19 protein-coding genes and 1 other annotated feature are annotated in these 15,474 nt (G+C 35.4%); of the genes, 6 read left to right on the top strand and 13 right to left on the bottom strand.

The window, feature by feature from the left end:
- Window positions 1-29: 29 nt before the first annotated feature.
- The 9 genes from CWS01_RS20205 to CWS01_RS20165 all read right to left on the bottom strand — a co-directional run bounded on the left by CWS01_RS20205 (window position 30) and on the right by CWS01_RS20165 (window position 8,355).
- Window positions 30-1,340: a pyrimidine-nucleoside phosphorylase gene (locus CWS01_RS20205; RefSeq protein ID WP_101179001.1), complete on the bottom strand. Its 1,311-nt coding sequence runs from the start codon at window positions 1,338-1,340 to the stop codon at window positions 30-32.
- Window positions 1,341-1,363: 23 nt separating this feature from the next.
- Window positions 1,364-2,185 (bottom strand): purine-nucleoside phosphorylase, encoded by an 822-nt coding sequence (locus CWS01_RS20200; RefSeq protein WP_101179000.1) that lies wholly within the window; start codon window positions 2,183-2,185, stop codon window positions 1,364-1,366.
- Window positions 2,186-2,197: 12 nt separating this feature from the next.
- Entirely contained in the window at window positions 2,198-3,382 is a 1,185-nt protein-coding gene (deoB, locus tag CWS01_RS20195) for a phosphopentomutase (protein ID WP_101178999.1), read from the bottom strand.
- Between the two features lie 535 nt (window positions 3,383-3,917).
- Window positions 3,918-4,808, bottom strand: coding sequence for a site-specific tyrosine recombinase XerD (gene xerD / locus CWS01_RS20190; RefSeq protein ID WP_101179002.1), 891 nt, complete (start codon window positions 4,806-4,808; stop codon window positions 3,918-3,920).
- Between the two features lie 5 nt (window positions 4,809-4,813).
- Window positions 4,814-5,044 (bottom strand): YqzK family protein, encoded by a 231-nt coding sequence (locus tag CWS01_RS20185; protein ID WP_101178998.1) that lies wholly within the window; start codon window positions 5,042-5,044, stop codon window positions 4,814-4,816.
- Between the two features lie 121 nt (window positions 5,045-5,165).
- Window positions 5,166-5,627 carry a ferric iron uptake transcriptional regulator gene (gene fur / locus CWS01_RS20180; protein WP_101178997.1) on the bottom strand — a complete coding sequence of 154 codons (462 nt, stop codon included), beginning with the start codon at window positions 5,625-5,627 and terminating at the stop codon, window positions 5,166-5,168.
- Window positions 5,628-5,778: 151 nt separating this feature from the next.
- Window positions 5,779-6,450 (bottom strand): stage II sporulation protein M, encoded by a 672-nt coding sequence (gene spoIIM / locus CWS01_RS20175; protein ID WP_101178996.1) that lies wholly within the window; start codon window positions 6,448-6,450, stop codon window positions 5,779-5,781.
- A 172-nt stretch (window positions 6,451-6,622) separates the two neighbouring features.
- Entirely contained in the window at window positions 6,623-7,807 is a 1,185-nt protein-coding gene (locus CWS01_RS20170) for an endonuclease Q family protein (protein ID WP_101178995.1), read from the bottom strand.
- A complete protein-coding gene (locus CWS01_RS20165) occupies window positions 7,807-8,355 on the bottom strand; it encodes an NUDIX hydrolase (RefSeq protein WP_101178994.1) in 549 nt (182 codons plus the stop codon). Before CWS01_RS20165 ends, CWS01_RS20170 begins: the two co-directional genes overlap by 1 nt.
- Window positions 8,356-8,452: 97 nt before the next feature.
- Here CWS01_RS20165 and mciZ point away from each other — a divergent pair, with 97 nt between their 5' ends.
- Together mciZ and CWS01_RS20155 are read left to right on the top strand one after the other, a co-directional pair.
- Complete coding sequence (gene mciZ / locus CWS01_RS20160; protein WP_101178993.1) at window positions 8,453-8,608, top strand: Z-ring formation inhibitor MciZ; 156 nt, start codon at window positions 8,453-8,455, stop codon at window positions 8,606-8,608.
- Between the two features lie 93 nt (window positions 8,609-8,701).
- Window positions 8,702-9,610, top strand: coding sequence for an aldo/keto reductase (locus CWS01_RS20155; protein ID WP_101178992.1), 909 nt, complete (start codon window positions 8,702-8,704; stop codon window positions 9,608-9,610).
- Window positions 9,611-9,697: 87 nt separating this feature from the next.
- Here the strand turns inward: CWS01_RS20155 and CWS01_RS20150 are convergent, their stop codons facing one another.
- A complete protein-coding gene (locus tag CWS01_RS20150; protein ID WP_101178991.1) occupies window positions 9,698-9,943 on the bottom strand; it encodes a YqkE family protein in 246 nt (81 codons plus the stop codon).
- A gap of 83 nt (window positions 9,944-10,026) precedes the next feature.
- On the bottom strand, window positions 10,027-10,479 hold the full coding sequence (locus tag CWS01_RS20145) for an OsmC family protein (protein ID WP_101178990.1): 453 nt from the start codon (window positions 10,477-10,479) through the stop codon (window positions 10,027-10,029).
- 143 nt (window positions 10,480-10,622) lie between these two features.
- Here CWS01_RS20145 and CWS01_RS23255 point away from each other — a divergent pair, with 143 nt between their 5' ends.
- Window positions 10,623-10,754 (top strand): hypothetical protein, encoded by a 132-nt coding sequence (locus CWS01_RS23255; protein ID WP_268877092.1) that lies wholly within the window; start codon window positions 10,623-10,625, stop codon window positions 10,752-10,754.
- A 401-nt stretch (window positions 10,755-11,155) separates the two neighbouring features.
- The gene (locus tag CWS01_RS20140) at window positions 11,156-12,073 is read left to right on the top strand and encodes an alpha/beta hydrolase (protein ID WP_101178989.1); all 918 of its coding nucleotides are present in this window, start codon (window positions 11,156-11,158) and stop codon (window positions 12,071-12,073) included.
- A gap of 63 nt (window positions 12,074-12,136) precedes the next feature.
- Here CWS01_RS20140 and msrA read toward each other — a convergent pair whose 3' ends face one another.
- Window positions 12,137-12,652: a peptide-methionine (S)-S-oxide reductase MsrA gene (gene msrA, locus CWS01_RS20135; RefSeq protein WP_101178988.1), complete on the bottom strand. Its 516-nt coding sequence runs from the start codon at window positions 12,650-12,652 to the stop codon at window positions 12,137-12,139.
- 207 nt (window positions 12,653-12,859) lie between these two features.
- On the opposite strand from msrA, the gene CWS01_RS20130 reads away from it, so the two are divergent.
- Window positions 12,860-13,060, top strand: a complete 201-nt coding sequence (locus CWS01_RS20130) for a YqzH family protein (protein ID WP_101178987.1) — start codon at window positions 12,860-12,862, stop codon at window positions 13,058-13,060.
- A 227-nt stretch (window positions 13,061-13,287) separates the two neighbouring features.
- On the opposite strand, the gene CWS01_RS20125 is transcribed toward CWS01_RS20130, so the two are convergent.
- The gene (locus tag CWS01_RS20125) at window positions 13,288-14,079 is read right to left on the bottom strand and encodes an SDR family NAD(P)-dependent oxidoreductase (RefSeq protein WP_101178986.1); all 792 of its coding nucleotides are present in this window, start codon (window positions 14,077-14,079) and stop codon (window positions 13,288-13,290) included.
- A 254-nt stretch (window positions 14,080-14,333) separates the two neighbouring features.
- Window positions 14,334-14,563: a binding site (T-box leader), on the top strand.
- 57 nt (window positions 14,564-14,620) lie between these two features.
- Here CWS01_RS20125 and proC point away from each other — a divergent pair.
- Entirely contained in the window at window positions 14,621-15,457 is an 837-nt protein-coding gene (proC, locus tag CWS01_RS20120; protein WP_101178985.1) for a pyrroline-5-carboxylate reductase, read from the top strand.
- Window positions 15,458-15,474: the final 17 nt, after the last annotated feature.

The raw sequence follows: 15,474 nt of genomic DNA, 5'->3' as shown, positions 1-15,474 counted from the left end.
GGCGCCTAGCCTTTATCTTAATTTTTCATTTACCCAGTAATCACTTCATAAATCAACGCTGGAGCTTTCACCTCTGCAGCTGAAATTTTAATATGCTTATATAATCGATTTTTTACATCTTCTACATTTTCTGTATTGCTGTAAATCGTTACAAGAGATTCGCCAGCTTCTACCCTGTCTCCAATTTTTTTGCGGAGAATTAAACCAACAGCAAGATCGATTTCTGATTCTTTGGTTGCGCGTCCAGCACCAAGTATCATTGCTGCTGTTCCAATGCTGTCTGCCGTAATTTCTGATATATAACCAGATTCTTTGGCAGAAAGTTCGATCACATATTTGGCAGCAGGCAGCCATTCTGGATTGTCAACAACTGCTGCGTCTCCACCTTGGGAACGTAAGAATAGCTTAAATGTCTCCAATGCTTTGCCGTTTTTTATTGCTCCTTCTAGCATTTTTCGTGCTTCTTCAATGGAATCTGCTTTTTCTGCCAAAAATACCATATGACTACCAAGTGTTAGGCATAATTCCGTCAAATCTTCTGGGCCATTTCCTTGTAGCGTATCAATGGCTTCTTTCACTTCCAGCGCATTTCCTATTGCAAATCCAAGGGGTTGACTCATATCAGAAATAACTGCTATTGTTTTTCTGCCAACGTTATTTCCGATAGAAACCATTGCACTGGCAAGTTCTCTAGAATCTTCCAAGGTTTTCATAAATGCGCCAGCGCCTGTTTTTACATCTAAACAAATGGCATCTGCACCTGCAGCAATTTTTTTGCTCATAATGCTGCTGGCGATTAGTGGAATGCTGTTTACAGTTGCGGTAACATCACGGAGTGCATAAAGCTTTTTATCTGCTGGCGTTAAGTTGCCACTTTGGCCAATAACTGCTACCTTATTTTTATTCACAAGGTCGATGAACTCTTCTTTATCTATTTCGACATGAAATCCCTTAACAGACTCTAGCTTATCGATGGTTCCACCAGTATGCCCTAATCCTCGACCGGACATTTTCGCAACTGGTACACCAAGTGATGCGACGAGCGGACCTAGTACTAATGTCGTCGTATCGCCAACGCCCCCGGTGGAATGCTTATCGACTTTTATGCCTGCAATTTCTGATAAATCAATGACATCACCAGAGTGAACCATTGCCATGGTTAAATCCGCTCTTTCTTTTTCTGTCATTCCCTGAAAAAAAACAGCCATTGTAAAAGCACTCATTTGATAGTCAGGAATCGATTCATCTGTATAGCCATTTATGATAAAAGAAATCTCTTGCTCTGCCAGTTCATTACCGTCTCTTTTCTTTTCGATTAAATCGACCATTCGAAAACTCATCACAGCATCCCCTTTGATAAAGACTACTTCCCAATTTCTTTAATAAGCTCTTTTATATAAGAAAGAAAATCTGCTTTTACTTTTTCTGTTGTCTCAATTACTTCTTCATGATTTAATGGCTGATTAAGAATTCCTGCTGCCATATTGGAAATGCAAGAAATTCCAAGTACTTTCATGCCAGCATGTCTAGCTACAATCACTTCTGGAACAGTGGACATTCCAACCGCATCGCCACCTAATACTCGAAGCATTTTTACTTCTGCAGGAGTTTCATAAGATGGGCCTGTATTGCCGACATATACTCCTTCTTGAATAGTCAAACCGATTTTTTCTGCTACATTTCGAGCCATGGCTCTTAAATTTTTACAGTATGCTTCTGACATGTCTGGGAAACGCGCACCTAATTTATTATCATTTGGACCAATCAAAGGGTTTGTCCCCATATTATTGATATGATCTGATATTAACATTAAATTTCCTGGAGAGAATGTTTCATTAACACCTCCAGCGGCATTTGTAACAATTAATGTTTCCACACCTAACTCTTTCATTACACGCACAGGAAATGTCACCTTTTCAAAAGAATATCCTTCATAATAATGAAAGCGCCCCTGCATGGCAACTACTTCTACTCCATCAATTGTACCAAATACTAATTGCCCAGCATGTCCTTCTACAGTAGAAACAGGGAATTCAGGTATGTCACTGTATGGTATTTTCACTGCATTTTCTATTTCTTCTGCTAATACACCTAATCCTGATCCTAAAATCAATCCAATTTTAGGAAGATTCTCGTATTTTTGTTTTAAAAAATCTGCTGATTGTTTTATCGTTGTGTAGTTCATTCTCATCTCTCCTTAGTTTATCTCTTTCAAAAAACTCGCACCAAATTTTGGCATATTCACAGAAAAGTTTTCTGCTACAGTCGCCCCAATATCTGCAAATGTCTGTCTTAGTGGAAGCTCTTTTCCTTCATTGATTTTCTTATTATAAACGATTAGCGGTACATATTCTCTTGTATGGTCTGTTCCATGATGAACGGGATCATTTCCATGGTCTGCTGTAATAATCAATAAATCATCTTCTTGTAAAAGATCGAAAACTTCTGGAAGTCTTGCATCAAATTCTTCTAATGCTTTCCCGTAGCCTAAAGGATCTCTGCGATGGCCAAAAAGTGCATCAAAATCTACTAAATTTAAAAAACTTAAACCTGTAAAATCCATTTGCAGTGTTTCTACAAGCTTATCCATGCCATCCATATTGGAAACAGTACGTAAAGATTGAGTTACCCCTTCCCCGTCATATATATCAGAAATTTTGCCAATAGCAATACAATCAAGTTTATTATCTTTTAACTCATTCATCACCGTACGATCAAATGGCTTTAATGCATAATCATGTCTATTTGCTGTACGTTTAAAGTTTTCTGGTTCTCCAACAAAAGGTCTTGCGATAATTCTGCCTACCATATATTTTTCATCAAGGGTTAACTCTCTTGCAAGTTCACATATTTTATATAATTCTTCTAATGGAACAATTTCTTCATGTGCTGCTATTTGCAATACAGAATCAGCGGATGTATAGACAATCAGCGCACCTGTTTTGATATGCTCTTCCCCTAATTCATCAAGAATTTCTGTACCACTTGCCGGTTTATTACCAATAATCTTTCTGCCCGTTTTTTCTTCAATCGTTTGCAGAAGTTCATCTGGAAATCCGTCTGGAAATACTTTAAACGGTGTCTCAATATGCAACCCCATTATTTCCCAATGACCAGTCATTGTATCTTTTCCATTTGAAGCTTCTTGCATTTTTGTATAATAAGCAAGCGGCTTTTCTGCTTTTTTTATTCCTTGAATTTCTTCAATATTGCTTAAACCTAATCTTCCCATATTCGGCATATGAAGACCATTCATTTTTTCAGCAATATGCCCTAATGTATGAGAGCCTAAATCACCAAATTTTTCTGCATCAGGCGCTTCGCCAATCCCAACTGAATCCATCACAATCAGGAATATTCGTTTATATGTATATAATGACATTAATCTAACCTCCTAGTATGTATTTTCCCCTTTATGTTGCCCCACCATTACTGCTTTCAACAAAAAAATTATAGCATATCGTCAGAAGTCTGACATCTTTTTATTAGGCTGTTTTCTAAAAGATTGTTGTTTTTCGGATAGTTTCCATGAGTTAAAACAGTGGATTGGGGTGAAAGGTGCGAGACTCCTGTGGGATTAGCGGGACAGGTGAAATCCCGCAGGCGGTACGCCGAGGAGGCTCATCGCCCGTCCCCCGGAAAGCCAGCATCCTGAAACGAAAATCAACCTGCTTCTTTAAAAGCAACAAAGTTTACGAAACAGCCTTTTATTAAAAACATTCCTACCTTATCAATTACGGCAGCTTTTCTGATGAAATTTGCCGTTTTTGCGCATTTTTATTCATAAATCAATCGGGACACTATCTCTTTTTTAATGGTGTTCTTTGTTCATTCTCCTTCACACTCTCTTTATTCGCCGCCGCTTCTCTTTTTCTTTCTCCAATAAAAAAACCTGCCATCAGACAGGAATTAAATTTTTATGCTCTAGGATGAAACTTTGTATAAACATCCTTTAATCTTGTTTTCGTTAAATGTGTGTAGATTTGTGTAGTTGATATATCTGCATGTCCTAACATTTCTTGGACTGCCCGCAAATCTGCACCATTTTCCAATAAATGAGTGGCAAAGGAATGCCTTAATGTATGTGGGGTAATTTCTTTCTCTATGTTTGCATCGCGGCCGAGACGTTTTAATATTTTCCAAAAGCCTTGCCTTGTCAGCCTTTTTCCATGATGGTTTAAAAAAAGGCTATCATCCTGATAATTCTTATGCACAAATAGAGCACGACCTTCTTCTAAATATAAAGTTAGAGCACGTGTTGCCGCTCCCCCAATGGGAATAATCCGCTCCTTATTCCCTTTGCCGATACAGCGAACAAAACCCATGGTTAAGTTCACATCTTCTTTATTTAAATTAATCAATTCACTAACCCGTATTCCTGTTGCATATAAAAGCTCTAGCATCGCTTTATCCCGTTTTCCATAGTGATCAACGATTTGTGGTGCCTCAAGCAAATGTTCTACATCTTCCATAGACAATACTTTAGGCAATGTCCGTTCTTTTTGTGGTGTTTCAATATGTACAGTCGGATCGCTCTCTAACACCCGATCTCTTAATAAAAATTGGTGAAATGCTCTTATTGAAGCAATATGCCTTGCGATAGTTTTTGAAGATTTTCCTTGATCCTTCAAAAAAGCCAAAAAACGGACAATATGCACACGGGTAATTTCCTGTAGTGTACATTTTTCTACCTTTTGAATATGTTTGCCATATGCCTTTAAATCTCGTTCATATGATATTAGTGTATTTTTTGCCAGTCCTTTTTCCACCAACAAAAAATGCATAAAATCTTTCATCTGATCTTCCATTGCCATTACTCCCCATTTAAATAAAACAATACTATTCGATCCTTCCAAGATAAATCTTCTTCGTTCCCTACCGAACTATTTACTTTGACCGCTGTGCCTTCTGGTTCATCATAACGATGAAGTTCTTGATATTCTTCATTAAACCATAAAAGTGCATAATAAAAAACAATCGTGCATCCAGTAAATAAAAGAAATACTTTAATGGTTCGAAATACCATCTTTGACCATTGTACCATCTATATTTCCTCCAAACTAACATCTTTATAAAAGCTATGCCAGTTTGGACATGTTTTATACCTATTAAATAGACTTTTCTCTCTAAACAATGCAAAAAACCTTCTCTAAAAAGAAAAGGTTTTATTCCTCAGCCGCTTCTTCACTTTTTTCCGTACAGCGATGGCATATTCCATGGAATGTTAAACGATGATCTTTTATTTTAAAATTCCAATCACGTTCTACTACTGTTTCTACATCTCCTAATAAATCCTCTTGAATCTCATCCACAGCTCCACACTCTATACACACTAAATGATGGTGAAAGTGTGCTGCACCTTCTTGTCGCAAATCGTATCTTGAAACACCATCTCCGAAATTTATTTTATCTACTATTTTAAGTTCAGTCAGTAATTCTAATGTACGATAAACGGTTGCTAATCCAATTTCGGGAGACTTCTCTTTTACAAGGAGGTATACATCTTCTGCACTTAAGTGGTCTTCTTCATTCTCTAGCAGTACTCTTACTGTTGCTTCCCGTTGGGGAGTCAATTTATAGCTCGATGAGTGCAACAGTTTTTTTATTCTATCAATTCTACTTTCCATTCCGAAAGTCCCTCCCTAACCACTGTCCTTCTCATTATAACAGAAGTAGGAAAAGAATCCTAATAAAAATAATTATAAATAAGAATTAAAAATTATTTTTATATTAAAATTATTACAATCAACGATTCTTTCTCTTTCTTCCTTTTTATCACTAAATAGCTGCAGGTATAATAAAAGCTTCTACCATTTTTATAATCGACTTCATTAATACTGGTGAAACATATGCTTCCACTCCAGAAGAGATTGCTAAAAATACAAAAGCAATAATTAATAAAAACGTATACCTTGCAAATAATGGCAAAATCGGTTCTCCCATTCTTTTAATAAACTGCTGTCTAATCATTTTAAAAGAGAATGCTACTGATAGTGTAGCAGAAATAATAAAAATTGGAATAACAATTATATTTTGTGGCAAAACTGACACAAAGGACAATAAAAATCCATGCCATCCCATTTGATTTACTAAAAATCCAACAGTAAATCCAACTACCATGCCTTTAATAAATAATAGAATTAATATAACTGGCAGTCCAATAATCGATATTCCCAAAAGCCACATTAAACCGATAAATTTACTGTTGTGGGAAAAACTTTGAATAAATAAATCTTCGCTGTCTGCTACTTTTCCATTTGAAACTTGGCTGAAAAATTGGGATAGATAATAATATAAGTCTTCCTTTTGCGTCAATGTTAAACTATTTACGACTACAGCACCAAAAATAACTCCCATAAGAAACAAAACGATGATAAATAAATAGATTGAGGAATGTTCCCGAAAATGATTAGCTATCATGTTCTGATATTTTTTTTTTCTATTTTTCATTGCCCTTCCCCCTACTAAATCAGTTAGTCTATTCTATGCGAAAGCAAAAACCATATGACAGATAATCTAGTATTTTTTCTATTAAATTTATCCCACAAAAAATTCTTTCAGAAATTCTTATAAACAAAAAAAGTGCTAATCCTTTCGTCGAATAAGGATTAGCACTTTACATTCACTTGCTATTTTCACCAAAAGTGCGCTTATCTATTTTCCCATATTTTCCACCGCCGCCAACAGAAAATAATAGTTTTCCTATTCTTGCAGCAACAATATACTCCGCTACTTTTTCAGGTATAACAGTTTTTAACTTTTCTTCTGGCACTTCATGAATGATCTGCATTTCTGTGGAAAAATAAGATAACAGCTTTTCTAGCGTTTTTTTGCCAAGCCCCGGTATAAATTCAAGAGGCACTTGATGAATATAGGGAGGCCTTGCTATTTCCGTTTTACTATTAGACAATTCCTTTATTCTAGAAGCAACGCCTTTAATTCCTTTTTTGCTCCCACAAACCGAGCATATTTCTCCAACTTGTTTTAACGGATGAAAACACTTTGCACAAACTGTTTCATGGTATTTTCCTAAAACGGGATCTAGTCCATAATTGGCAACAATTCGTCTGCCACCTTGATTTTTCAGCACTTTTTCAAACTCAACAAAAGAAGCTTCTTCCATTTCGATGATTTGGTACTCTCTCGCCATTTTGGCAAGGGAATGGGCATCTGAATTCGTCAAATAAGAATAACGATGAAGTTCTTCTATGGAATCCGCCATATGAGTATCTGCACTGAGACCTATTTCTACAGCATCTATTAAATCAGGTTGAAATATTTCAGTTAGTGACCTACTTACGCCACTTCCATAAAGACTTTTAAAAGGAGTAAAAATATGTGCTGGTATAAATAAACCACCCATGCCTTTTACCTTTTGCTGTAGCTCTACTCCTGTTACATACACTCTTTGGGAACTTAATGTAATATTTTTCAAAAAGTGAGAAAGCCAGCTAGAAAACTCTTTCATCTTTTCAATCGTAGGAAAAAAAACTAATACATGCACAGGTCCTTGGCAATTCTCATCATATATCTCCAATTCTGATCCTAAAAGAATCGTTAACCCATCCATATCTAAGCCGCCGCCAAATTTAGGGACAAGATGCCCTTCCATTATTTTTCCTTCTATTTCAGCTAGTACTTCCGGTGAATGGGAATCAATAATCCCTATCACATCTAAGCCTTTTTGAAATTTTGCATATTGAATAATATGATCGAAAGTTAAGCTTTTGGCCCCTGTAATTTTTACTGGCTTGCCACTTTTTGTACGGCCAATATGGATATGCAAATCTGCAAAAAAGCGCTTCATTATTTTGTACGGCCTAAAGCAAGCTGCAAATATTGAATAGCATAAATAGTTTTTGCATCATAAATGCGTTGATTCTTGATAAATTCTAACGCCTCTTCTAATGTAACTTCCATTAAATTCACAAATTCATCTTCATCTAACCCTGCAGCATCTTCTAATTTTTTTAGCCCTTTTGCCACATAAATATGAATAATTTCATCTGCAAAACCAGGAGATGTATAAAAAGAGGACACTAATTCTATGGAATCGCAGCCATAGCCAGTTTCTTCTTCGAGCTCTCTTTTTGCACAAACTTCTGGATTCTCTCCTTTTTCCAACTTGCCTGCGGGAATCTCAACAATTTCTTTTTCCAATGGTTTTCGGTACTGCTCCACAAGCACTATTTTTCCTTCATCTGTTACAGCGATAACAGCTACAGCACCAGGATGTTTGACTAACTCCCTTGTTGAGGTTTTGCCATTTGGCAGTTCTACTTCATCTACTTGAACACTAATTATTCTGCCATCAAAGATTTTTTTTGTACTAATTGTTTTTTCTTGCAAGTTCATTTAGACACACTCCTAGTCAGTTCTATTTGCATTATGTAATTACATATAATGTATTATACGTTTTTTCTTCCCATAAAGACAAAGAAAGGAGCAATGTGTGAAAATTTATTTGCATGGTAAAGGAATCGTCTGTTACGGTAAATATTGGGAAATTAAACATCTTCTTAAACAATATGGCAAACAATATACGTATGTAAAAGAATGGATTGAATTTGAAAACACAAAAAATATAAATTTCAAAAAAAGCAAATGATCGCTATTATGCTATTGTATAAAGCGATTTTTTTGTCTTCTTCCCTTATCCTCGGTACAATAAGAAATAAATGATAAAAAAGAGGTGCTTTTTTTGAAAAAAACACAATTAGGATCTTCTGAACTTTATGTTTCCCAATTAGGATTAGGCTGCATGGGCCTTGGAACAGATGAGCGTACTGCATTTCCCATTTTAGAAGCTGCCATCGAACAAGGAGTTAATTATTTTGATACAGCTGATTTATATGATATTGGGCAAAATGAAAAACTTCTAGGAACCTTTTTTAAACAAAATCGCGAAAATGTTATTATCGCTTCTAAAGTAGGAAATAAATGGAATCAGCAACAAGATGGCTGGACGTGGGATGCAAGCAAAATCTACATAAAAGAAGCGGTCAAACAAAGCCTAAAACGCTTAAATACAGATTATATTGATTTGTATCAGCTTCATGGCGGGACATTGGAAGATAATATCAAAGAAACCATTGAGGCTTTTGAAGAATTAAAAGAGGAAGGAATTATTCGCTATTACGGCATCTCTTCGATTCGTCCAAATGTGATTAAGGAATATATCAAACATTCTTCCATCGTTTCTGTTATGATGCAATACAGTATGTTAGATAGACGCCCTGAAGAAGAAGCACTTTCCCTACTTGCAAAAAATGGAATTAGCGTAGTAACAAGAGGACCTGTTGCTAAAGGTTTGTTAAGTGAAAGCTATCAAAAAAAACTCGTTAAAGGCTATTTAGATTACTCTTTAGAAGAACTGCAGACGATTTTACCAAAAGTGAAAGAAATAGTAGCAGATAAGCATACCTTAACAGAAGCAGCACTGCAATATAATTTAGCAAATCCTACCGTTGCATCCGTCATTGCCGGAGCAAGCAGCATCGAACAACTAGTGGAAAATGCAAAAGCAATAAATAGTGAACCTTTGTCATTTGAAGAAATAGAAGCCATTAAAAAGCTGACCAAAACCAATCTTTATGATCAGCACCGATAAAATAACCTGATAGACTTTATCTTTTATGATAACAAAGAGGGGAGACACTGATTTTTGCTGCACCATCATGCTCCCCTCTTTTCCCTTTTATTTATACTCTTTCCAATTTAAAGGATTTTCATTTAATAGTTCTTCAAATGATTTATTTTTTTCCCTTAGACGTTTTTCTTCTTTTCTTTTCTCTTCTTCTACTTTTAACTCTGCTTCTTCTTTAGCCTTTAAGTCTTGTTTGACATCTTTTAATTGTTTTGTTAATTGTTCATTCAGCAAATCGCCTAATGTAACAGGTTTATCTTGTTTATCCTTTTTTATTTGTTTACGTTTATTTTTCATTGTAGTTCCTCCTCGCACCTTGCATAAATAATCGTACACCTATTTTAGCATAGCCTGCAACCAAGCAACGCCATTCATTTGCATTATTCCCCTTCAATTAAAATATTTTCTTCTAATGCTATTTCAACGTTTCCCTTTAACGCTCTTGTAATCATGCACGAAGCTTCTGCTTTATGGGCAAGCCGGCTTGCTAGACTGCGCTCCTTTTCGGTTGCATGTTTGGGCAGCACGATTTTCGGGCGATGGATAATTTTTTTATAGGTAAATACTCCATTTGTGACATCAACAATTCCTTCCGATTGCAGTGTTAAACTTACCTTCTCCAACTTGCTTCTTTCCATCATGGCAGCAAGTGTAATAATAAAACAAGTTGCAGCAGCTCCTAACAGCATTTCATCAGGGTTTGTCCCAACTCCAGGTCCATCCATCTCTTGTGGAATAGATATTTCTGTTTGTAAATTTCCGCAAGAAATGGTGCCAACGTCATTCCTTAATCCTTTCCAATCTGCCCGCAAATAAAAATGATGGTCACTCAAAAGAGTACACTTCCTTTCTTGATTAGGATGGGGATGATTTTTATCAAGCAAAAACTAATAGATAGAATGTAGCATGCATAAATAATAAGATTGTGACTTATGTTATGATAGTAACTTTTATTAATGAAAGGAGCATACAGTCTATGAGTCAAAAACGAGAAAAGGGTTATAGCCAAGCAGGCAAACCAAATGCTGAGACCATAAAATCAACAATCGCAGCAGAAGATGTAGAAAAAGCAATTCATCCAACAAAACGCCAAAATTCGAAACAATAGCAAATATGTTAGGAGGGAAGAGGACAAAGTCCTTTCCTCCTCTCAACCTGAATTTTTTGCTTTGCAACTTTTTCGACACCCTGAGAGAAGGACTGAATTGCTTCCTCTTCCTTTTTCCTTCTATTCTCTTTTATTTTCTAAAAAGAACACAAATCCATCTGTTTATCTTAACATGTACTTAAAAAAATGGTCACCTTCTTTGCTTTTTTCAATAGCATATAGTATTCATCCTAATTCTTTTAAATAAACTGAAACTTCAATCAGTGGGGTTTTCTCTTATCATCCCTTAGGTGGGGATTAAAAGCCCCTTAATGAAGGATAAATCTATGCTAATTTTCCAGATTCATTAAGCATAGATTAACTAACATTATTTATAAAAATCTACTGCAGGGGGGCCAATAATGAAAAAAATTCTCCGTTATCTGTTCTCTTGTATGCTTTTTTTCACCTCTATTGGCGTTTATTGCACAAACCGCCTGATGTATATGAAAAAAAAGGAAGAAAACTTTATCTATAATCGAGAATTAGAAGCAGGGCGCATCAACCCAGTCAATTATGAGGAAATCCATAAACAAGAGCTGAAAATCCTTTCTCCATATGGATATTATTTAACTGCCGTTATCGTCGAGCCTAAAAAAAATAATCGCTATATCATTATTTCCCATGGTGTAACGGAAAACAAAATCAATTCTATAAAATATATGAATTTATTTCTAGAAAGAGGATTTAATGTTCTTATTTATGACCATCGCCGCCATGGTCAATCTGGAGGGAAAACAACAAGCTTTGGCTATTATGAAAAAGATGATTTAAAAGCAGTGGTAGATTGGGTTCGCAAAGAAAAAGGAGAGAATATCTTACTTGGGATTCACGGGGAATCAATGGGAGCTGCCACCATGATTTTATATGCAGGCATGCTAGAAGATGGGGCAGACTTTTATATTGCAGATTGTCCATTTTCCGATTTTTCAGAAGAGATCAGCTACCTAATTTCTTCTGAAATAAAACTGCCAGCAAAAATGATTTTGCCTATTGCAGATCTTTTTTTAAAAATAAGAGAAAAATATTCCATTCGTGATGTATCTCCTATTCGTGTTATTGATAAAATTACTAAGCCCATGCTTTTTATTCATAGCGAAAAAGATGACTTTATCTTGTCAGAGATGACAAAAAAATTATTTGAGAAGAAAAAAGGGCCAAAAAAATTATTAATTGCTGCAAATGGTATGCATGCTCAGTCGTATAATGAAAATAAAGAAGTTTATGAAAAAGCTGTCGATGAATTTCTTGCCGAATATGTATTCAAAACGATTGACTAATCTTATTTGGATAGCTTATGAAAATACGCTGCCCCTACTATTTTTAAGGACAGCCTGTATGACTTACTTCCAATTTTGCTGAATAAATTCATCCCTGCCTGATTGTTTTCGATCTTCTTTATAATGTTTTTCATTTTTTTTATGATAATCTTGGTGATAGTCTTCTGCTTCGTAAAATGCAACAGCCGGCTCAATTGCTGTTACAATTGGTTTTTTAAATCGTCCGCTGTTGATAATTATTTGTTTTGATTCTTCGGCTAATTTTTTTTGTTTTTCATTATGATAAAAAATAACCGGACGATATTGAGAACCTCTATCTTGAAATTGACCATCTGCATCTGTTGGATCAATTTGCGGCCAATATAATTCTAATAACTTCTCATACGGAAAAATATCTGAGTCAAATGTAATTTGCACTACTTCCGCATGCCCAGACTTTCCTGTTTTTACTTGTTCATATGTAGGGTTTTCAAGTATTCCTCCCATATATCCTGAAACAATTCCATGTATGCCAGGCAATTCTTCAAATGGTGTGACCATACACCAAAAACATCCACCTGCAAATGTTGCTTTTTCCATTCGACATCTTCCTTCTCTTCTTTCTAATATAGCAAAGTTATTCTTTCTACAGAATAAACTAACTTCCCATTATTGACTATATCAACTTGATTGTATAATAGTATATAATACTTTAGACATCGTTACTATTATTTAATTTCTATTGATGCTATTGTGGTGAAAAATTTATAGGAACTACAAATATTAATGCAAAGCAGGTAATTCGTTGTGGATAAAAGTCTTATTATTAAAATGATTGATAATGCCTTAAAACAATATCATACAGACAGCACCATTCTCAATGAACAAGATTATGAATATTTATATCAAAAAATTAGCAGCAACAACAAAGAAACTCCTGATCACCTTCTTTACGATCTTGTTCAAGATGCTGTTTATGGGTATGTTACAGATTCTCCTTATTTTTAGGGGAATCCTGCAGTATATTAATACAGAGTGTAGACAAAGTTCATTTTGCTGCTCCTTCAAGCTGATCGAAAACGTTTAAGTTACCAAGGTCGGTAATAATCATCCGAACACAGTGAGTAACGAGGAAAGCCAGCGTTTGTCGACATCCGGATATATTAATTTAATGTTTCATTTTAATTCATCTATTTAGAACATTCATTTTCCAATTATTATTTGCAGTAGGGTGCTTATTTTTTTGAAAGTATTTTTCCCATCAGTTTATCGGCAATGCCTGGAAATAAATGATAAAGATTGCTTCCCCAATTCATCCATCTCGGCAAGTTTAACTCCCGTTTTTTGGTTAGCATTAGTTTGGTAATCTTATTTGCCACTTCATCAGATGAAAGTATATATTTTTGGACATTTTGAACATAGCTGCCAGATTTATCAGCAATCGCGAAAAAGTTTGTTTCAATTGGTCCAGGGTTCACAGCAGATATCGTAATATTTGTGTTTGCTAGTTCCATTCTTAAACTATTGGTAAAACCTAAAACTGCATGTTTAGTAGCTGAATAAACACTTGATTTTGCGGTTGCCAGTTTGCCGGCAATTGATGCAATATTAATAATATGCCCTTTATTCTGCTCCATCATGGATGGCAGCACTTCTTGTGTACATGCTATCAGCCCAATAACATTTACATCAAACATTCCGTTAATATCAGTCATATTTGCCTCATGCAAATAATCAAATACACCAAATCCCGCATTATTAATCAGCACATCAATAAAACCGACTTCGTTGTAAATTTTTGTAAATACCTCTTTAATTTGTTGTTGATCTCTTACATCTAGAGGATAATAAATTGCTTGCCTACCTGTAGTATGCTGAATTTGTGCACAGATTTCTTGAAGCTTTTTATCTGAGCGCGCCAACAGAATTGGCCTTCCCCCTAATTGAGCTACATTATGTGCAATCTTTTCCCCAATTCCTGACGATGCACCTGTTATAACAATATTTTTATTTTGCAAATATTGCATCTATCTATCACCTCAACTAATTATTTTTCCCTAAATAAAACTTACCACTTTAAAGACTCCGCCATCAAAAATAGATGGGCCTAAGATTAGTTTTATCACACAATGTCTTTTTTGAATATTTTTTCCTTAGCATCTCACCTATTTGCAAGTGGTCACTTCCATTTACTCCTCTCCTTCTTACCGCTATCCATGTTTCTCTTTATCTCTTGACAGACAAGCATATTTTTTTGCATAATCAAAGCAATTTAATAAATAAATATACGATGACTAAGATTAGTAGATGATAGACACGTAAAGAGAATGGAGTTCTTAGGCTGAAAAACTTCATCGTCCCTCTATCATTGAACCTGCCTTATGAGTTGTTAGGAAAACCTAAACGTATTCCGTCGTTATCCGGACCAAAGTAGCAAACAATAAACTATTCAAATCATTCTTGTTTGCTAAAACTAAGGTGGTACCACGAAAAAAACCTTTCGTTCTTTACTTGGATGAAAGGTTTTTTTATTCACTATATTTTACTTTTAATATTGGAGGACAAAAAATGACAAAAATTGCTTTTATTGGTGCAGGCTCCATGAGCGAAGCATTAATCTCAGGAATTATAAGCAGCAAAATGATCAGTAACGAAAACATCTTTGTCACAAATAACTCAAATAAAGAACGGTTAAACTATTTGCACAGCCAATATGGCGTGAACTTTACGTATGAACTGGATGAACTTGTGCAAGACGCAGATGTTATAATCCTTGCCATGAAACCAAAAGATGTCAAACAAGGGGTAGGAAGTATTCAAGCATACCTTTCTGAAAAAACATTGCTCATATCTGTACTTGCTGGTGTAAGCATTAAAAGTCTAGAACTTTTAGCAGGAAAAAAATTGTCGGTTGCTCGTGCGATGCCAAACACTTCTGCTGCTGTCGGGAAATCAGCAACTGGCATTGCAGTAAATGAAACGGTTACAGATAAGCAAATGGAATTAATATTAAATATTTTTCAAACAGTTGGCTTAACAGCCGTTGTGGAAGAAACAAAACTTGATGCCGTAACAGGCCTTTCTGGGAGTGGACCTGCATATTTTTATTATATTGTCGAAGCCATGGAAAAAGGTGCTTTAGAAGTTGGCTTAGACCCTGACATGGCTAATGATCTCATTATACAAACGCTAAAAGGTGCAGCAGAAATGATGGCAACTTCCAAAAAATCACCGTTAGAACTGCGGCAAAATGTTACTAGCCCTGGGGGTACAACAGAAGCAGGAATTAAAGTACTTGAGTCTTTTGACGTGCAAACTGCCTTTATAAACTGTATGAAAGAAGCTGTGGCACGATCCAAAACAATGGGAGATGCTATAAGCGAAGAGCTAAAAGTCTCCAATTAATATAATAAAAAGGAATA

The organism is Niallia nealsonii, from assembly GCF_002835805.1.
GTDB lineage: Bacteria > Bacillota > Bacilli > Bacillales > Cytobacillaceae > Niallia > Niallia nealsonii.
Note: the sequence above shows the minus strand (reverse complement) of the source record. Positions and strands in the feature narration are given on the sequence as shown.